We start from the raw sequence: 18,261 nt of genomic DNA, 5'->3' as shown, positions 1-18,261 counted from the left end.
AATGAAAACAGCGCATTCGACTAACGGATTTAAGGCTGTCCTGTTCGACAAGGACGGAACTCTTTTCAATTTCAATGAAACCTGGGGTCATTTTTGCGATCTGATGTTTGATACGCTCGCCGGAGATGACGAGCCGTTGAAAGACCGGCTCGCGGAAGTGTGTGGCTATGACAGGGCCAGCCGGACCTTCAAGACCGGGTCGTTGATCGTGAATGCCAGCGCGGACGAGGTGAATGAAGCCTGGTCGGGGTTGCTTCCGGACCGGAGCCTGGAGGAAATCGTCAGCCTGAACCATGAGGTCTACGCCAGTCTGCCGGTGTTCCCGACCTGCGACTTGTCCGGTGTGATGACCGATCTCAGGGACCTCGGTCTGAAGCTGGGCGTTGCCACCAACGACTACGAAGCCGGTGCCGTGACCCAGCTTCAGGAAGCGTCGGCAATGACTTTGTTCGACTTTGTCTGCGGTTCCGACAGCGGTTTCGGGCGCAAACCCGAGGCCGGAATGGTTCACGGTTTCTGCGAACGCATGGATATTGAGCCGCACGAGATCATCTTTGTAGGCGACAGCACTCACGACATGGATTGCGCCCGGAACGCAGATGTCGGATTGAGTGTTGCAGTACTGACGGGACCTGCAACGGAAGAACAGTTGACCGGCCACGCGGACGTTATCCTGCCGTCCATCGGCAGCCTGCCTGGCTACCTTGCCAGCAGAGATGTGAAGTAGCCGGAAGCTGTCGATGGCGTCCGGCAAACACCCCTGATACTTCCGCGCAAATGAGACACGCAAGCGGGCAGATGCCCGTAGCGCTTCAGCAGTTTTTGGTTGTAGGATGAGCCCCTGACACTCAGTTCGGGGGGCTTCGTGTGGATATTCATTGTGCGGTCAGAAAACTGAAGCCGGGGTCTTTGCTGCAACTCGGTGAAGAGTGCATTACCGATCCGGTCGTCATTTCCGGGATCAGCGGTTCAAGGGACAAGCCGGTCGTCGTTCGGGGATTGCCCCCGGAAGCCAAAAAACCGAACATGGCCAAGCGCTCTCCGACGATCTTCAAAACACAGGTAGATTTCGACGAGTTCAATCGCCGCGCGAACGATCTTTCCAGAGCTCATGAAGCTGCCGGAAACTTTCCGGGCATCTATTTCATGGCGGACAATGCCCAGCTGATCTTGCGGGACTGTCAATGGATCGTGCTGGAAGATCTGACCTTCGAAAACTGCTGGCCGACGGCCATCTATATCGAAAATTGCCAGCACATCACAATCCGCGGCGTGCACTTTCGCGGCGGTACGTTTGCGATCGGTGCAACAGGTGAAGACACCCGTCATTTGCTGATTGAGAATTGTGACTGGATCCAGGACACCAGTTGTCACGGCGATGCCCAGGTCCGCTTCATCAGGGACAATGGTTACTTGAAGGACGTGACGGACGATGCATGCTGCTGCCTATGGCGGCAGACGCACTGGAACCGAATTCATGCCGACCACAGTGTGACCGGGAGGTATGTCGAGCCTGAAGATGCAAGGGCTTATGACGGGGATTTCTTCAGAGCCTGGACGATCGCCGGTTACGTCATCCTGCGCAACAATTGCATCATGGACGCGTTCAACGGCATTCATTTCTTCAACCAGTCGCCAAAGGAAATTCAGGACAGATATTCGAAAAACGTCCTGATCAGCGACAACTGGTTCGTTCGCATTCGAGACAATGCCGTCGAGCCTGAAAACTACGCATTCAACTGGACGGTCAGGCACAACAGGTTTGTGGATTGCTACGCCGCTTTTTCCCTTGAGCCGCCGCGTTCCGGTTTCTTCTACATATACGGCAATCTGGGCTGGAGCCGCGAGCGTCCGGGGCCTGAGGACGGTGAAGCGAATACCGGTCGGCTTTTCAAGCTGGGCACCCGACACGAGGCTGTCGGACCGCACTATGTCGTTCACAACAGCTGGTACGTTCGCAATCCGATCTTCAAGAAAAAGCGCATCGCCAACTTCCATCATCTCAACAATGCCGTTGGTTACAACGAGGACGCAGAAGCGTTTGAACTCAAAGACGTCAATCCGTTCGGTCCGAAATGGCATACGTCCCACGACGGCACGGCCGAGTGGAAAGAGATTGAAAAGCTGGAAAAGAAGCGCTTTACCAAGGCCTGGCAGGAACTGGGCATCACGGTCGACAATGACATGGTCGGTCACCCATCCTTCCCATTGGAATTGCGCTCGGCAGGTTACCCCCTCGGCCCGAAATCTTCCGGTGAAGTGCCGCAATTCGCCAAGCCAGACATGGGGCGGCCTGAAGGATTGAGGTTCAAAAACGCGATAGACGCTGCCCAGGTGATATTCGAGCTTCCAGACGGCAGCGAGCAGAGAAATTATGCTGACGATAAACCGCCGTTGGTGGTGGGAGCCTGGCAGGGAAACGAGCTGTTCACTCTTCCGGGCCCACTATTTGCCGAGCACTGGGAACACCCGGATTTGAACGGCGTTGCCGAAACCGGCGGCGACAAGAAATGCTGCTAGCTTCGAAACCCTCGAACGCGCCGGCAAACTTGAATGAGGACCGCAGGGCAGGGAGCGTCAAAGGCATGCGCGCTGCCGGCGAACGGAGGCAGGTTTGAAAGTCTTTTCATCGGCGGGTCATCTGGCGCGTGTTTTTCATCCTGATCACTGGTTTTTGCCGGCAACCCTTGCCTTTTGCGCCTGTTTCGTCGAGCTGATCTGCATCATCGGACTGTTTCACACCTTTACGGCCGTGATCACCGGTTCCTTCGTCATGCTGTTCGTCAACATGGTGGACAGGCCTTCTTATCTGCCGGTCAACATCACCGTGATTACTGCGTACCTTTTCATGAGTTTCGTCTGGTACGCGGTGATTTCCAAACTGAAGCGACGCGGTGCCGTTTCACTCAGAAACCTGTTCGTGCTCGAAGCCGCTCTGATTGCCGCGTTCATGATGTTTGCCGGACTTTCTGTCCCCTTTTCCGGACCTGCGGCGCTGCAGACCTTGATTTCTGTCTGTCTTGCGACCTCGGCAATGTCCTTGCAGGCCACAATCATGACGGAAGTTCTGCGTAGTCACGGGCCAACCACATTCATGACCGGAAAAACAAACCGGCTTGTTGCCGGTCTTTATGATGGCTGGTTTGGTGGAAAGGAGACGTTCCCCTCTACCGGCGCCGCCCGTACAGCCGCATTGAACACCGGCTCAACAATGGCAGCCTTCGCAGCCGGTGGTTTCGCAGGCTCCATTGCCATGAAGCTTTTCGGGTTCTGGGCACTCAGTGTTCCGCTTGCAATTTTGCTGACGGTGGCACTCAGCCAGGTCCCGCAGACACAAGCCGACGCGGCAACGGAAGCATCGCATTGAGGCACATTTTCCGATACGCCAGGGCCGCGAGCCGCCGGATAGCCTCAGAAAGAGAAGACCAGGCAAGCGTAATTTCCGTCACCTGAACAAGATTCGGCGTTAAACAAGTAACGGGCCGGATGATATGTGTCGGATGAGCAAAATGGCGGAGAGAGAGGGATTCGAACCCTCGGAACGCTTGCGCGCTCAACGGTTTTCGAGACCGCCCCGTTCGACCACTCCGGCACCTCTCCGCGGCACTTTCGACTAAACGGGTCTCAAGTGGCGCGGAACATAGACAAGCGGGACGTCACCTGCAAGCAAAGATTTTCATTCTTCAACGGGAATGGTCAGGCGGTTAAATAACGTGTATGTGGGCTGACTTGCCTGTTGTTCCGGTAGACCCTGTGATGGCCTCGGATTGGCAAGTGGCGGTGCCGAGTTCGAGCGAGTATCCGGCAAGGTTTCCGAAATGCCGGTATATCTGGCTGATCCTATATTTCCGTTTGACATCACGCGCGTTCCGACTATATTGCGCGAGCTCGAAAAGGTTCGCTTTTTCGGGATTTCTTTGTCGATCAAGGCCTGGCGGGCTTCAAGCTTCAAGCGCAACCCGACATAAAGACCTGTCAACCGGGTGTTCGACCTGGAGGGGCAGGCGCCTTAAGTTCGACCTGAAAGCTGCCAGCATTCCGGCATTGATTTGCGGGTGTCTGGTTGGTTCAAAAACGAAAAGAAGGACGTGCGAGACATGTTCGCAGTGATCAAAACCGGCGGTAAACAGTACACTGTTGCTGCTGACGACCTCCTGAAGGTCGAAAAACTCGACGCCGAAGCCGGCAGCACCGTCACGTTTGACGAAGTGCTCGTGGTTGGTAACGGCACAGACACCACCGTTGGTGCACCGACCGTTGAAGGTGCCAGCGTTGTTGCGGAAGTGGTCGAACAGGGCCGTGGCCGCAAGATCATCGTATTCAAGAAGCGCCGGCGTCAGAATTCCCGCCGCCGCAATGGCCATCGTCAGTCTTTCACCCTCGTCAAGGTGACCGACATCCTGACCGGTGGCGCGAAACCGGCCAAGAAGGCAGCGCCGAAAAAGGCTGCGCCGAAGGCTGAAGAAACCAAGGAAGAGGCTCCGGCCGCCGCAGAGGCTGCAGAAGGCGGAGATGACCTGAAGAAACTGGACGGCGCCGGTCCGGCTGCTGTGAAAAAACTGAACGAAGCGGGTATCACCACCTTCGCTCAGATCGCAGCAATGACTGCCGACGACGTCGCACGCGTTGAAGAAGAAGCTGGCCTGAAAGGCAAGTTCGAACGCGGAAACTGGGTTGAACAGGCTAAGGAACTGGCTGGCAAGTAAGCCGCCGCTCTTTAACACCTGATCTGAAATTCGAAGAACGAGGAGTTCTAACGATGGCACATAAGAAGGCAGGCGGTTCATCCCGCAACGGCCGCGACTCAGCTGGCCGCCGTCTCGGCATCAAGAAATACGGCGGGGAAGCTGTGATTCCCGGCAACATCATTGCACGTCAGCGTGGCACTCAGTGGCACCCGGGCACCGGCGTGGGCATGGGCAAAGACCATACCATTTTCGCGACCGTGGAAGGCAAGGTTCAGTTCCAGGCGAAAGCCAACAAACGAACTTTCATTAATGTGGTCCCGGTAGCGGAAGCTGCGGAGTAAAGCCGACGTGAAGTTTCGAAACGCCGGCGTCCCGTTAGACCCCGGCAGTTCGAGACAGGTCAGCAACCAAAGACCAGTCGAAGATCCAAGGGGGAGATGGGGCGCCATCTCTCCCTTGATTTGTTTTGGCTGGAGGAAAAGATGGTTGTTGAAAGCGATGGATTGTTAGACGAAAGCAGTTTGGTTGCGGCCCCGTTGCCGCAGGAAGCGGTTCGTGTGCGGCTCGACAAACCGCGCAAGGACGATTTGGCCGACCTGGTGTTTCTGGCCAATAACAAAACAGTGGCGGCGAACCTCGCCACCATGCCTCATCCTTTTTCCGTACAGGACGGCCGGGCGATGATCGCCAAGGCCAACCTGAATCCTTCCAATGCCGCGCTGTTTGCAATCCGCCTGAAGAGCACGGGCAGGCTCATCGGGGTCGCACGTTATGCGAATATCGAGATGGGCGGACCGGTCCATGTCGGCTACTGGCTGGGTGAGCCTTTCTGGGGACAGGGCCTGGCGACCGAAGCGGTTCATTCGCTGGTCGATCACGCATTTACCTACAACGACATCGAAGAACTGCAGGGCTCGTGCAGGGTGACCAACCCCGCCTCGCGCCGGGTGTTGATCAAGTCCGGGTTCCAGTTTCGGGATCAGGCGATGATCCGTTCTGTCGGTGCAGGCGGATCGGTTCCGATCGAGCGTTACACACTGGAACGCGCTGTCTGGAAGTCATTGAAAGGGTGGGGGCAAGGACGATGACCAATTTGCCGGAACTGAGAACGCGGCGCCTGATTTTGCGCCCGCTGGAAGCAAACGACGCGGCTGCGATTGCCGATCTTGGCGGCCGTGATTTTGAAATCGTGCGCTGGCTGACCGGAGCGTCCTGGCCTTATGTCGAAGGCGAAGCTGAGGACTTCGTCAGCAAGATCGTCGGTACCAACCCGATGGAAACAGAGGCGGATTTCGTAATCACGCTTGGCGGCGTCTTCATCGGCGTTGCGGCTATCCAGGCACCGGGCGATCTGGAAGATTTGCCGGACCTCCCGACGGTTGGCTATTGGATCGGCCGGGCTTTCCAGGGCCACGGTTACGCCACCGAAGCTGTCGAGGCGGTCCTGGAATGGGCGTTTGACAATTATGACGCCGAAGCGATCGCCGCTCGCGCGTTCGAGGACAATTCCAGGTCGAGGGGGCTGTTGCGCAAGATGGGCTTCAAACCCTACAGCCTGACCGAGCGGTTCGCGAAAGCTCTGGACCGCAGGGTGTCCAATGTCGTCGTTCGGCTGGAAAGAAATGACTTCGAAGCGCGACGAGAATTGGCATGACCCTTCCGGAGCTGAGAACCGGGCGGTTGCTTCTGCGCCCGGTTGGTCCTGAAGACTTCGACGCCATCGTGCAGCAGATCGGTGACTTCGAAGTCGCTAAAATGTTGTCCGCCGTTCCGCATCCTTACGCTGTTGAAGATGTAAGGGAGTGGTTCGGGCAGAACGCGGTCTGCAAAGGCGACGGCGAGCGGGCCTTTGCCATCGATAACGGTGAAGGCCTGATCGGTGTCGTCTCGGTCGGCCGTTCAGGTGACGATCCGGAGTTCGGCTATTGGCTCGGCAAGGATCACTGGGGCAACGGTATCATGACGGAAGCAGGGCGCGCGGCGGCGGCCTGGCATTTTGAATCCATGCCGGACACGGCACTGGTAAGCGGTGCGCTTAATGAAAACCGGGCTTCGCTTAACGTGCTGGCGAAACTCGGGTTCAGCGAAACAGGTCCCTATGGGCTGAAAATCAGATCCAGGGGAGAGGTTCTTCCCGGAACGCGGATGATGCTGACACGCGAAGCTTTTGAATTCTGCCGAGGAAAGCTTCAATGAGTGGAGTCGAAATAAAGACCGAACGCCTGGTATTGCGTCCGCCATCGGTACAGGATCTTGCGTGCTGCGCAGATTTGCTTGGCGACTATGAAGTTGCCAAGATGCTCTCGCGTGTTCCCTATCCTTATGACCTGGAAGCTGGAAGACAGAAGTTGCAACGGGCTGCCGATCGATGGAACGATTGGAAAAACGCTGAAGATCTTGGTTTACAGATTGACCATGATGGCGAAATGATTGGCAGTTTCTCCTTCAAAAAGTTGCAGGACACCCCAGAGATCGGCTATTGGCTAGGGCGTTCTTACTGGGGCAGGGGCTTTATGAGTGAGGCGGTCAAGGCGGCAATCTCCTGGCTGTTCGAAAACACCAGCCACACGCGTGTCGCCTGCGAAGCCATGAAAGACAATCCGGCCTCCCTCAACGTGGCGGAAAAACTCGGTTTCCAGAAGGTGGCCGAGGTCGGCTGTGCAAGCCTGTCGCGAGGCGGAACAATACTTGCGATCCGGACCGAGCTAACCCGGGAAGCCTTCTTGAACGGTCATTGATCCAGCGGATCACGGCCTGAAAACAGGACAATAGAGAAGAAAAATGAAATTCCTCGATCAGGCCAAGATCTATGTGCGGTCCGGCAATGGCGGCGCGGGCTGCGTCTCGTTCCGGCGTGAAAAGTATATCGAATATGGAGGCCCGGACGGCGGCGACGGCGGCAAGGGCGGGAATGTCATCGTAGAGTGTGTCGACGGCCTCAATACGCTGATCGACTACCGCTACAAACAGCATTTCAAAGCCGAAACCGGCATTCACGGGATGGGCCGGAACCGCACCGGAGCGCATGGCAACGACGTTGTTCTGAAAGTGCCTGTCGGCACGCAGATCTTCGAAGAAGACAATGAAACGCTCATTGCCGACCTGACCGAGCTTGGTCAGCGTGTGCTGCTCTTGAAAGGTGGCAATGGCGGATTTGGCAATGCGCATTTCAAGTCCTCGGTCAACCAGGCGCCGCGCCGGGCCAATCCCGGACTTGAGGGCGAGGAAAAATGGATCTGGCTGCGCCTGAAACTGATTGCCGACGCCGGTCTGGTCGGTTTGCCCAACGCCGGCAAATCCACATTTCTGGCCACGGTTTCGGCTGCCAAGCCCAAGATTGCGGACTATCCGTTCACGACCATCCACCCAAATCTCGGCATCGTGCAGATCGACGGTAACAGTTTTGCCATGGCCGATATTCCCGGCCTGATCGAGGGCGCTCACGAAGGCACGGGTCTTGGCGATCGTTTCCTTGGGCACGTGGAGCGCACGCGCGTCCTTTTGCATCTCGTCGACGGCTCTGGGGTAGAAGATCCGGGTGAGGCCTACAAGGTCGTGCGCGGCGAACTGGAAGCTTACGGCGCCGGTCTGACCGACAAGCCGGAGATTGTTGCTCTTTCCAAATGCGATGCTCTGACCGATGAGCTGATCGCAGAGAAATCAGCGAGCCTTGAGGCCGCCTGCGGCCAGAAACCTCTGATCTTGTCATCGGCGAGCGGTCTCAACGTGGACCGTGCCCTGCGTATGATCGTGCGCGCCATCGACAAGGACAAGGAAGAAGCAGCCAACCAGGTGCCGTCACCCGAACAGGAGGGGTGGCATCCCTGATGTCGGAAACGCGCAGTCTCAAGAGTTACAATCGTATTGTCATCAAGATCGGTTCAGCGCTGTTGGTCGAGCAGGGTGAGTTGAAGCGAACCTGGCTGGACGCGCTGGTCTCCGATCTGGTGTCACTGGCCGATGGCGGCGCGGAAATGCTGATTGTGTCGTCCGGGTCGATTGCGCTGGGGCGTGGCGTTCTGGGATTGCCGAAAGGTCCGCTGAAACTAGAAGAAAGTCAGGCAGCTGCCGCCGCCGGTCAGATTGCGCTCGCGCAAGCCTATGCCGATGCGCTTGGCGCTCACGGCAGGAAAGCCGGCCAGATCCTGCTGACGCTTGGCGACACGGAAGAACGCCGCCGATATCTGAACGCGCGCGCAACCATCGGCATGCTGCTGAAGATGGGTGCGGTACCGATCATCAACGAAAACGATTCCGTCGCAACGTCCGAAATCCGTTATGGCGACAACGACCGGTTGGCGGCACGCGTCGCCACCATGGCCAGCGCTGACTGCCTCGTGCTCCTGTCGGATATCGACGGGCTTTACACAGCACCCCCTGCACAAAATCCCGACGCGGTCTTCCTGCCTGAAGTGCCCAGGATCACGGCAGAAATCGAGGCTATGGCCGGCAGCGCCGGATCGGAGCTTTCCCGCGGAGGCATGAAGACCAAGATCGACGCAGGCAAGATCTCAACCGCTGCCGGGACCTCCATGGTCATTACCTCCGGCAAGGAACTCAATCCTCTCTCCCGTTTGATCGACGGTGCTCGTGGAACGTGGTTTCCGGCGCTCAGTTCGCCTGCGAGCGCCCGCAAGGCCTGGATCGGCGGGCATCTGGAACCCCGTGGAGAAATCAGACTGGACGAGGGCGCCGTCAAGGCGATGAAGTCGGGCAAGAGCCTGCTGCCGGCCGGGGTGACGTCGGTATCGGGCCGGTTTTCGCGAGGAGATGCGGTTGTTCTGCTCAACCCGGACGGACGCACGATCGGTCGTGGTCTGATTGCCTACGACATCGATGAAGCCAAACTGATCGCCGGACGCAACAGCCGCGAAATCGAAGCGATTGTCGGCTATCCGGGCCGCGCGGAGATGATCCACCGGGACGATTTGGTTCTCGAGGATGCCTTTTTGAACGGAACGCGTTAAAAGGCTTCAGGAATTCTGGCTCTTGGAGCCGCTAGTTAGGAGTTGGTTGGAATGCTGGACATGGTCGAGGCGAACACGACTGAAACTTTGATGGCTGAGATCGGGCAACGTGCCCGGGCTGCCGGCAGGGTTCTTGCCACTGCTCCAACCGAGGTGAAGAACAAGGCGCTGCTGGAAATGGCGAAAGCCGTGCGGGCGGCGACACCAGAAATCCTTGCAGGCAACAAGACCGATGTTGAAACCATGACCGCCAATGGTCAGACGGCTGCCTTTCTTGATCGGGGAACCCTGAGCGAGGACAGGATCGAGGCCATCGCCAAGGCGCTTGAAGATATTGTTGCCCTCGAGGACCCTGTTGGCAGCGTGATTGCTGCCTGGGACCGTCCGAACGGTCTCAACATCGAGCGTGTACGCACTCCGCTGGGCGTAATCGGCGTCATTTATGAAAGCCGGCCCAATGTAACTGCGGATGCCGGGGCCCTGTGCCTTAAAGCCGGAAATGCGGTTGTACTGCGAGGTGGTTCCGACACCATTCAGTCCAACAGAGCAATTCATGCGGCTTTGCAAAAAGGTCTCGCCGCAGCCGGTCTTCCGGAAGATGCCATCCAGATCGTTCCGGTGACCGACAGGGCTGCCGTTGGAGAAATGTTGAAAGGGCTTGGAGGCAATCTGGATGTGATCGTGCCGCGAGGCGGCCGCAGCCTGGTCGAGCGTGTCCAGACAGAAGCCCGCGTACCGGTATTCGCTCATCTGGAAGGCCTGGTGCATATTTTTGTCGACAAGGAAGCCGAGTTGCAGAAGACGGTCGATATTGTCGTGAACTCCAAGCTGCGCCGGACGGGCATCTGTGGCGCGCTGGAGACGCTGCTGGTTCATGATGGCGTGGCGCACAGTCATTTGCCGATCATCGTCAAGGCCTTGCAGGACAAGGGATGTGAGGTCCGCGGCGACGCAACCGTGCGCGACATCTGCGAGAACATTGTTCCTGCGAGCGAGGACGACTGGTCGACCGAGTATCTGGACAAGATCCTGTCGGTGAGGGTCGTTGCGGACCTGGATGCCGCCATGGAGCATATCGCGACTTTCGGTTCCAACCATACCGATTGCATCTTGACCGAAGATCAGGCGGCGGCAGACCGTTTTCAGGCAGAAGTGGATTCCGCCATCGTTTTGCACAATGCGTCGACACAGTTTGCCGACGGTGGTGAATTCGGCATGGGCGCTGAGATCGGCATTGCCACGGGCCGCATGCATGCGCGCGGCCCGGTTGGTGTCGAACAGCTGACCAGCTTCAAGTACAAGGTTCGCGGTACGGGTCAGACGCGTCCATGAATCAGATAGGTCTCGGGCCTGCACTTGATCGCGACTGGTTGAAGCTGCCGCACTCGGAAGCCGGAAACCGCATCGGAATCTTTGGCGGGTCGTTCAACCCGCCGCATTCCGGGCATCGGCTGGTTGCTGCGACAGCACTGAAAAGACTGGGGCTCGATCAGATCTGGTGGTTTGTCACGCCCGGCAATCCGCTCAAGAGCCACTCGGACCTGGCACCGCTGGAAATGCGTTTGCACAAGACGAGCGCGCTTGCCGATCATCCCCTCATGAAGGTGACGGCTTATGAAGCTGTATTGGGGTCTCCCTACACGGCCAGGACGATAACGGCATTGCAGGCAAGGCGTCCGTTAACGCGATTCGTTTGGGTCATGGGTGCTGACAATTTGGCAGGTTTTCACAGGTGGCAAAATTGGCGATCAATTGTCGACACGGTTCCGATCGCAATTGTCGATCGTCCGGGGGCGTCGCTCTCGGTCATGTCGGCGCCTATGGCAAAAGCCTATGAAAAATATAGACTTCCGGAGGAAGATGCCGTTTTGTTGCCTGATATGAAAGCTCCGGTCTGGACATTTTTACACACGCCTCTCGATCCGGCATCCTCGACGGAGCTGAGGCGCTACAAAAAACCGTGATTGGCAAATTTACCGAGATATTTCGGTTGTCTTGAAAATGCCAAACGGGAAGCGGTATTATGAACATGGTCGCGACGAGCGCGGCCGAGGTAGGGTCAACCGGTCCTGCATCCAAAACGGGTGACGTGCGAAGTCGGACATACCAGTTCGTGACGACGTTGGGCACAGGACGGCACAGAAGGCGAAAGGCAATACACCTGACCATGACCTTTGAAAGTGGGCGGACAAATATGTCCACTCCTATGAAGGCTTCCGTAAGCGCAGATCTTGCGGCAGACCTCCTCGATACGGTTCTCACCAGTCTTGACGATTCCAAAGCTGAGGACCTGGTTACTCTCGACATCGCAGGCAAAAGCTCGCTGGCAGATCACATGGTGATTGTGTCCGGACGCTCCCACCGTCATGTGGGTGCGATAGCCGACCACCTGCTGAGGGATTTGAAATCGGCCGGTGCCCGAGCGGCAACGGTCGAGGGCCAGACCACTTGCGATTGGGTGCTGATCGATGCGGGCGATGTGATCATTCACATTTTCCGTCCGGAAGTTCGCAGCTTCTACAACCTGGAGAAGATGTGGGCGCCGGATACGGATGACGCGCCGCAATTCATCGGCTGAACCGGCTTTGAGGTCCTTTTACGAGGACCTCCAAAAGCCGAGAGACTGAAATACAGACCCGGATCGGGATCCGGCGGAGACTTTATGCGCTTCAATCTATCCTGCATTGGCAAGATGAAGGCCGGTGCGGACAAAGATCTTTTCGACCGGTACATGGATCGGGCGCGCAAGACTGGCCGTGGTCTGGGAATTACCGGGCTGACATTGGCGGAAATGCCTGAAAGCCGGGCGCAACGCGCGGACGACCGGAAAGCGGAAGAGGCAAAGGCGATCCTTCAGAACGTTTCGGCTGGTGCCCGTCTTGTCGTGCTTGACGAGAATGGCAAGAACCTGACGAGTCCAGCCTTCAGCCAGAAACTGGAAAGCTGGAAGAACGAAGGCGTTCCGGAAGTCGTGTTTGCGATCGGCGGCGCCGATGGACATGGGCAGGATGTGATCGGCCGTGCGGATTTGAAGCTCGCATTGGGAGCCATGACCTGGCCGCACCAGATTGCCCGGATTCTCCTTGCCGAGCAGATTTATCGCGCAATGACCATTCAGTCGGGGCATCCTTATCACCGTGTTTGAGCCATTGACGGCGAAACTCCGGTTGGTCGGGACCGATCCTCGGTTCGCGCCGTCCGTATTTTCTCTTTTCAGTGAAATTCAGAGACCAAACATTGAACGCACCTACGATTGAGACGGAACGATTTGTCTTGCGGCCCATGAAAATGGAGGATTGGCCGGCCTACGCCGAGCTCATGCAGTCTGACCGCGCACAATATATGGGCGGCCCGATGACGCGGGAAGCGGCCTGGGGCATGTTTTGCCACGATGTCGCTTTGTGGACGCTTTTGGGCCACGGGGCTCTGATGATCGAAGACAGGATTTCCGGGGAGTGTCTCGGACAGGTTGGTATCAATCATGGTCCGCTTTTTCCCGAGCATGAAATAGGCTGGTTCGTGTATCCGCAGGCCGAAGGCAAAGGGGTCGCCTTTGAAGCGGCCAAAGCTCTTCGCGACTGGGGGTTCCGGGAAAAAGGCCTGAAAACGCTTGTAAGCTATCTGGACCGCGACAATTTGCGTTCGCGCAAGCTGGCGGAGCGTCTGGGGGCTGAATTGGATGCTGAAGCCCCTCGGAATGATCCTGAAGATCTGGTATTCAGGCACAGATTCCAGTGACATGCGGGCATCGCCGGCCGTTTCGACCGGGCCGCCCGATCGACATTGTCGTGTGACCGGAAAAGCGCATCCTCTCGCCAAAATGGCGGGAAAACACAGTTTTGCCCGTATGTCGCCGTATTCGGCACGTAACGGAATGAACGAAAGAAAGAGGTTCGGCGGAACACGAGTGGGAGCAGTGTTAAGCAACCGGTCATTTTGGTAAACGGTTCGTTAACGCAGTTTGTGTATCGCAGTTAGACGAAACCTTGTGGGAGCTTAGGCAGTTTGACACCGGATCGCATCATGGCAGTGCGTCCAGGACTCGGGCGCCGGTTAATATCCGGATCGCTCGTAAGCTGGCTTGTCATGAGCACGATCATGGCTCCAACTCAGGTGCAGGCATCTGAAAGCCTTGGCGAGTCTCCGCAGGAAAAGATCGAGGTTTCGCCGGAGGTCAAGGCGTTTTTGAAACGCAAGCAGGAGCGCGAAGCGGAACTGGCATCGCTCTCGCAGGACATTGACGTATCAACAGATCGACAGGCGGCGATTGCGCGCGAAATCCGTGCGCTCGACCGGGACCGCGAAACGCTGAATGCCAAGATCATCGGTACCTCCGATACGATCAAGGGACTGGAAACGGAACTGACTGACACCGAGCGCCGGTTGAAGAGCCTTGGTGAAAATGAAGATGCGGTCAGGCTTTCGCTGATTTCGCGCAGGGACATTCTTGCTGAGGTCCTTGCAGCACTTCAGCGCATTGGCAAGCGTCCGCCTCCGGCACTGGCCGTGCGTCCAAGCGATGCGCTTTCCGCTGTTCGCAGTGCGATCCTGCTGAACGCGGTAATGCCGGAGCTGAAGGTCGAAACAGAGGCCCTTGCGGCGGATCTGGAAGAACTCAACCGGCTGCGGGCGGTGATAGCTGAGGAAAAAAACCGGCTGCGTGGGGATGCCATGCGACTGGCTGAGGAAAAGTCCCGTTTGGAACTTCTTCTGAGTGCCAAGAGACAGGAACATCAAAAGTCGGTGAGGGTTCTCGAGGACGAGAAGAAACGGGCGGCGGAACTGGCTGCTCAGGCGGGAAGCCTGCAAGAGCTGATCGCGAGCCTGGAAGCGGAAATCGAAAGCGCGCGCGAGGCTGCCAGAAAGTCGAAACAGGCGGCGCTGGAGGCCAAACGGAAGGCCTCGCGCAAGTTTGATCCGTTCTCTGATCCAGGGAGATTGGCGCCAGCAATTGCATTTCAGGAGGCAAAGGGCCAGTTACCTCAACCTGTTGTTGGCACCATGCTGAAAGATTTTGGCCAGGAAGACGAATTTGGTGGTCTGACGGAAGGACAATCTATCGCCACAAGGCCCGGTTCTAATGTAACGTCGCCTGCGGATGGCTGGGTGGTTTATTCAGGACCGTTCCGATCTTTCGGACAGCTCTTGATCCTGAACACCGGCGACGGCTACCATGTACTCCTGGCCGGGCTGGACCGGATAGACGCAGAGTTGGGGCAGTTTGTTCTTACTGGTGAACCAGTTGGTGTCATGGGCGCTACCCAATGGGCAAGCGCATCAACGTTCGGCTTGGGCTCGACCCAGCCGATCCTATATGTAGAATTTCGGAAGGACGGCCGTGCGATCGATCCCACACCCTGGTGGGCGCGCACAGAAGAAGAAAAGGCTCGCGGATGATACGGAAAACTTCCTTGCTGCTGGTGGGAGCCCTGATGGGTGCTGCAGCAGTTACAACACTGTCCCAGATGCCGCTCAACGTTTCGGCGGCAGCGAACGCCGCAGCGACGGACACTTACCGGCAGCTCAACCTGTTTGGTGACGTGTTTGAGCGGGTGCGTTCAGACTATGTGGAAGTTCCAGATGATGCTCAGCTGATCGAAAGTGCGATCAACGGCATGCTGACCTCACTGGATCCGCACTCCAGCTACATGTCGCCGAAGAGCTTCCGCGACATGCAGGTTCAGACCCGTGGTGAATTTGGTGGCCTGGGCATTGAAGTCACCATGGAAGAAGGTCTCGTGAAGGTTGTTTCGCCAATTGACGACACACCTGCTGCAAAGGCCGGTGTTCTTGCCGGTGACCTGATCACATACATCGATGGCGAACAGGTGCAGGGACTCACCTTGAACGAAGCCGTCGAGAAAATGCGCGGGCCGGTCAATACCGACATCGTCGTGACCATCCGCCGCAAGGGCCGGGCCGAACCGTTCGACATCACAATTACCCGCGATATCATTCGTATCCGCTCTGTTCGCTGGCGCGAGGAAGACGATGTCGGATACGTCCGTGTCACACAGTTCAACGAGCAGACATTCGATGGTCTGAAAAACGGTATCGAGGAAATGACGGCCAACATCGGTGAAGACAAGCTGAAGGGCTACGTCATCGATTTGCGCAACAATCCCGGTGGTTTGCTCGATCAGGCCATTGCGGTGTCCGATGCGTTTCTGGATCGGGGTGAGATCGTTTCTACCCGCGGCCGCGAAGCGGAAGAAACGCAGCGCTACAACGCTCGCGCCGGTGATCTCACAAACGGCAAGCCAGTGATCGTTCTGGTCAATGGCGGCTCTGCTTCCGCTTCGGAAATCGTTGCGGGTGCGCTGCAGGATCATCGCCGTGCAACAATTCTCGGCACACGCTCTTTCGGCAAAGGCTCGGTTCAGACGATTATTCCATTGGGTGCCAACGGTGCGATCCGCTTGACCACAGCTCGCTATTACACCCCGTCTGGCAATTCCATCCAGGCCAAAGGCATCGTTCCTGATATTGAAGCCCTTCAGGAACTTCCGGAAGATCTCGTTGGTCGGGTGGAGACCAAGGGCGAAGCGGGATTGCGCGGTCACCTGGAAGCTGATGGCGAAGAGCAGGGCGGCAGCCAGGCCTACGTTCCTTCAGATCCTGAAGACGACACCCAGCTGAATCTTGCTCTGGATCTCCTGCGCGGAGTTCAGGTCAACAGCGCTTTCCCACCGGTCTCCGACAGCGCTGCGGTCAAAAACTGAACCCTTTCCTGCGCGCCGGTCTCCGGCGCGCAGCCTCCATTCTCGTTCTGCGTATTCCAAAAACAATGACTACGCCGGCTGAGTGCCGGTCAAAAGGCTCAGGACGGTATGTCGAGCGAAGATCTCACAGCTCCCCTAGGGATGGGCAAGCGGCGGCTGGTCAGGCTGCCGTTTGGTCTTATCGGCGCAGGAATCATAAGTGTCGCGGTCACCACCATTCTGGTTTGGATCGCAGTGGTGGATGATCCGTTCGGTGGTGAACCGGTCGCGGTGTTGCCACTTGATGCGATTGTCGAAGGTGTGACGTCCCAGGATATTGAAGTCGTAGAGATTCGGCCCGGTATCGGAGACGATCTGGGACCAAACTTGCGGCCTGGATCAAGCGGCGACTTGATGGGACCACGCTATGAGATGATCATGAGGCCGGACGGGCTTGGTCCGGATGCCGTCGTGACAAGTCTTTCTGTCAATCCTGATACGCGCGTCAGTGAACGCTCCGATGTCGGTTTTCTTCCAAAGATCAGTGACGCAGGCGTTCGACCCCTGGATGCATATTCACGGCCGATCGTGCGCGAGTTTACGTCCATTCCGAAAATTGCCGTCATCGTCAATGGTTTGGGTTTGAGCGAAGCGGGCACACAGCATGCCATAGACCGTCTGCCGGCGGATGTGACTTTTGCCCTGGCACCCTATGGCGAAGATCTGGACCAGTGGATGCAGCAGGCCAGAATGAAGGGCCATGAACTGTTGTTGCAGTTGCCGCTGGAGCCGTTCGATTTTCCGGACAATGACCCGGGCCCCCACACGCTTCTGGTGAGCTTGCGGCCCGACGAAATGCTGGATCGGCTAGCCTTTTTGTTGACAAGAGCCACGAATTACGTCGGCACTATTGCCGAGATGGGAGCTCGCTTCACGTCAACAAAGCCCTCCATGGAATATCTTCTGGAAAAGCTGAAGTCCCGCGGTCTGATGTTTGTCGACAACGGAACATCGTCACGCAGCATCGCGGCGGACATGTCGACGCAAACGCGCATTCCATTCAGCGGAGTCGATGTTGTGCTGGACGAGGTCCCGAGGGAAGATGATATTGATGCCAAGCTTTTGCAGCTTGAAGGCGTTGCGAGAGCCAGAGGGGTGGCGGTCGCTTCCGGATCAGCTCTTCCGGTGACTATCCGTCAGCTGGAAAAGTGGGTACAGGATCTGGAGCAGCGCGGTCTGCAGCTCGTTCCGATCAGCGCAACCGTCGACCGGTAAATTTTCATTTTTTGAACAGGTGTATCAGTGACCAAGCTTGAACTTGGACCGGGATTTCCGGAGCCGGTTGAAGGGCTGCCATATCGCCCTTGCGTCGGCATCATGTTGATCAACAAGACCGGTCAGGTCTGGATTGGCAGTCGCGACGATGGCGGCAATTCTTCCAACTACGAATATTCGTGGCAAATGCCACAAGGCGGGATCGACAAGGGGGAGAACCCGGAGTTTGCCGCTCGGCGGGAACTTTACGAGGAAACGTCGATCCGTTCGGTGACCTTGCTGGAGGAAGCGCCGGAGTGGTTCGCCTACGACTATCCGCCGGAAGTGGTTCGCAAATCCAGAAAGGGAAAGTATCGAGGCCAGGCGCAACGATGGGTCGCCTATCGGTTTGACGGCAGCGACGACGAAGTCAACATTCTCACGCCGCCGGACGGCCATACCGCCGAATTCAGCGCCTGGCGCTGGGAGGATGCCGCCAGATTGCCCGAACTGATTGTTCCCTTCAAACGCCCGGTTTACGAGCGTGTGGTTGCCGCGTTTTCCCACCTGACCTCCTGAATGTGACCTTGGCGATCCGGGCCGCCGTCGTCGCCAATGCGTCAGCATTTGAAGTTCCTTTGTCGTTTTTCA

Annotated in this window: 20 protein-coding genes and 1 tRNA gene; 20 read left to right on the top strand and 1 reads right to left on the bottom strand. The window is 57.2% G+C overall.

Going from position 1 to position 18,261, the window contains the following annotated elements; translation table 11 throughout:
- Window position 1 precedes the first annotated feature (1 nt).
- The 3 genes from ABLQ08_RS20665 to ABLQ08_RS20655 all read left to right on the top strand — a co-directional run bounded on the left by ABLQ08_RS20665 (window position 2) and on the right by ABLQ08_RS20655 (window position 3,367).
- Window positions 2–727: an HAD family hydrolase gene (locus ABLQ08_RS20665; RefSeq protein ID WP_352945789.1), complete on the top strand. Its 726-nt coding sequence runs from the start codon at window positions 2–4 to the stop codon at window positions 725–727.
- 140 nt (window positions 728–867) lie between these two features.
- Window positions 868–2,520: a right-handed parallel beta-helix repeat-containing protein gene (locus tag ABLQ08_RS20660; RefSeq protein WP_352945787.1), complete on the top strand. Its 1,653-nt coding sequence runs from the start codon at window positions 868–870 to the stop codon at window positions 2,518–2,520.
- Between the two features lie 94 nt (window positions 2,521–2,614).
- On the top strand, window positions 2,615–3,367 hold the full coding sequence (locus ABLQ08_RS20655; RefSeq protein ID WP_352945785.1) for a DUF1275 family protein: 753 nt from the start codon (window positions 2,615–2,617) through the stop codon (window positions 3,365–3,367).
- A gap of 143 nt (window positions 3,368–3,510) precedes the next feature.
- Here the strand turns inward: ABLQ08_RS20655 and ABLQ08_RS20650 are convergent.
- Window positions 3,511–3,600: transfer RNA gene (locus tag ABLQ08_RS20650), tRNA-Ser, on the bottom strand.
- Window positions 3,601–4,097: 497 nt separating this feature from the next.
- On the opposite strand from ABLQ08_RS20650, the gene ABLQ08_RS20645 reads away from it, so the two are divergent.
- The 17 genes from ABLQ08_RS20645 to ABLQ08_RS20565 all read left to right on the top strand — a co-directional run bounded on the left by ABLQ08_RS20645 (window position 4,098) and on the right by ABLQ08_RS20565 (window position 18,189).
- Window positions 4,098–4,706, top strand: a complete 609-nt coding sequence (locus tag ABLQ08_RS20645) for a 50S ribosomal protein L21 (protein ID WP_352945783.1) — start codon at window positions 4,098–4,100, stop codon at window positions 4,704–4,706.
- Window positions 4,707–4,759: 53 nt separating this feature from the next.
- The gene (gene rpmA, locus ABLQ08_RS20640) at window positions 4,760–5,029 is read left to right on the top strand and encodes a 50S ribosomal protein L27 (RefSeq protein WP_352945781.1); all 270 of its coding nucleotides are present in this window, start codon (window positions 4,760–4,762) and stop codon (window positions 5,027–5,029) included.
- Between the two features lie 141 nt (window positions 5,030–5,170).
- Complete coding sequence (locus ABLQ08_RS20635; RefSeq protein WP_352945779.1) at window positions 5,171–5,776, top strand: GNAT family N-acetyltransferase; 606 nt, start codon at window positions 5,171–5,173, stop codon at window positions 5,774–5,776.
- A complete protein-coding gene (locus ABLQ08_RS20630; RefSeq protein ID WP_352945777.1) occupies window positions 5,773–6,342 on the top strand; it encodes a GNAT family N-acetyltransferase in 570 nt (189 codons plus the stop codon). Before ABLQ08_RS20635 ends, ABLQ08_RS20630 begins: the two co-directional genes overlap by 4 nt.
- On the top strand, window positions 6,339–6,884 hold the full coding sequence (locus ABLQ08_RS20625; protein WP_352945775.1) for a GNAT family N-acetyltransferase: 546 nt from the start codon (window positions 6,339–6,341) through the stop codon (window positions 6,882–6,884). Before ABLQ08_RS20630 ends, ABLQ08_RS20625 begins: the two co-directional genes overlap by 4 nt.
- The gene (locus ABLQ08_RS20620) at window positions 6,881–7,426 is read left to right on the top strand and encodes a GNAT family N-acetyltransferase (RefSeq protein WP_352945774.1); all 546 of its coding nucleotides are present in this window, start codon (window positions 6,881–6,883) and stop codon (window positions 7,424–7,426) included. The genes ABLQ08_RS20625 and ABLQ08_RS20620 overlap by 4 nt, the downstream gene beginning before the upstream one ends.
- 43 nt (window positions 7,427–7,469) lie before the next feature.
- Window positions 7,470–8,516: a GTPase ObgE gene (obgE, locus tag ABLQ08_RS20615; RefSeq protein ID WP_352945772.1), complete on the top strand. Its 1,047-nt coding sequence runs from the start codon at window positions 7,470–7,472 to the stop codon at window positions 8,514–8,516.
- Complete coding sequence (gene proB, locus ABLQ08_RS20610; protein ID WP_352945770.1) at window positions 8,516–9,655, top strand: glutamate 5-kinase; 1,140 nt, start codon at window positions 8,516–8,518, stop codon at window positions 9,653–9,655. The genes obgE and proB overlap by 1 nt, the downstream gene beginning before the upstream one ends.
- A gap of 51 nt (window positions 9,656–9,706) precedes the next feature.
- Window positions 9,707–10,987 carry a glutamate-5-semialdehyde dehydrogenase gene (locus tag ABLQ08_RS20605; RefSeq protein WP_352945768.1) on the top strand — a complete coding sequence of 427 codons (1,281 nt, stop codon included), beginning with the start codon at window positions 9,707–9,709 and terminating at the stop codon, window positions 10,985–10,987.
- A complete protein-coding gene (locus ABLQ08_RS20600; RefSeq protein ID WP_352945766.1) occupies window positions 10,984–11,619 on the top strand; it encodes a nicotinate-nucleotide adenylyltransferase in 636 nt (211 codons plus the stop codon). Before ABLQ08_RS20605 ends, ABLQ08_RS20600 begins: the two co-directional genes overlap by 4 nt.
- Window positions 11,620–11,849: 230 nt before the next feature.
- The gene (gene rsfS / locus ABLQ08_RS20595) at window positions 11,850–12,233 is read left to right on the top strand and encodes a ribosome silencing factor (RefSeq protein WP_352945764.1); all 384 of its coding nucleotides are present in this window, start codon (window positions 11,850–11,852) and stop codon (window positions 12,231–12,233) included.
- An 84-nt stretch (window positions 12,234–12,317) separates the two neighbouring features.
- The gene (rlmH, locus tag ABLQ08_RS20590; RefSeq protein ID WP_352945762.1) at window positions 12,318–12,800 is read left to right on the top strand and encodes a 23S rRNA (pseudouridine(1915)-N(3))-methyltransferase RlmH; all 483 of its coding nucleotides are present in this window, start codon (window positions 12,318–12,320) and stop codon (window positions 12,798–12,800) included.
- A 92-nt stretch (window positions 12,801–12,892) separates the two neighbouring features.
- On the top strand, window positions 12,893–13,393 hold the full coding sequence (locus tag ABLQ08_RS20585) for a GNAT family N-acetyltransferase (protein WP_352945760.1): 501 nt from the start codon (window positions 12,893–12,895) through the stop codon (window positions 13,391–13,393).
- Window positions 13,394–13,678: 285 nt separating this feature from the next.
- Entirely contained in the window at window positions 13,679–15,052 is a 1,374-nt protein-coding gene (locus ABLQ08_RS20580; RefSeq protein ID WP_352945758.1) for a murein hydrolase activator EnvC family protein, read from the top strand.
- Window positions 15,049–16,377 (top strand): S41 family peptidase, encoded by a 1,329-nt coding sequence (locus ABLQ08_RS20575; protein WP_352945756.1) that lies wholly within the window; start codon window positions 15,049–15,051, stop codon window positions 16,375–16,377. The genes ABLQ08_RS20580 and ABLQ08_RS20575 overlap by 4 nt, the downstream gene beginning before the upstream one ends.
- 108 nt (window positions 16,378–16,485) lie before the next feature.
- The gene (locus ABLQ08_RS20570) at window positions 16,486–17,631 is read left to right on the top strand and encodes a divergent polysaccharide deacetylase family protein (RefSeq protein ID WP_352945754.1); all 1,146 of its coding nucleotides are present in this window, start codon (window positions 16,486–16,488) and stop codon (window positions 17,629–17,631) included.
- Between the two features lie 27 nt (window positions 17,632–17,658).
- Complete coding sequence (locus tag ABLQ08_RS20565) at window positions 17,659–18,189, top strand: RNA pyrophosphohydrolase (protein ID WP_352945752.1); 531 nt, start codon at window positions 17,659–17,661, stop codon at window positions 18,187–18,189.
- Window positions 18,190–18,261 lie beyond the last annotated feature (72 nt).

The organism is Roseibium sp. SCP14 (assembly GCF_040329475.1).
GTDB lineage: Bacteria > Pseudomonadota > Alphaproteobacteria > Rhizobiales > Stappiaceae > Roseibium.
The sequence above is the reverse complement of the archived record's forward strand: the minus strand, read 5'-3'. Positions and strand labels throughout refer to the sequence as shown.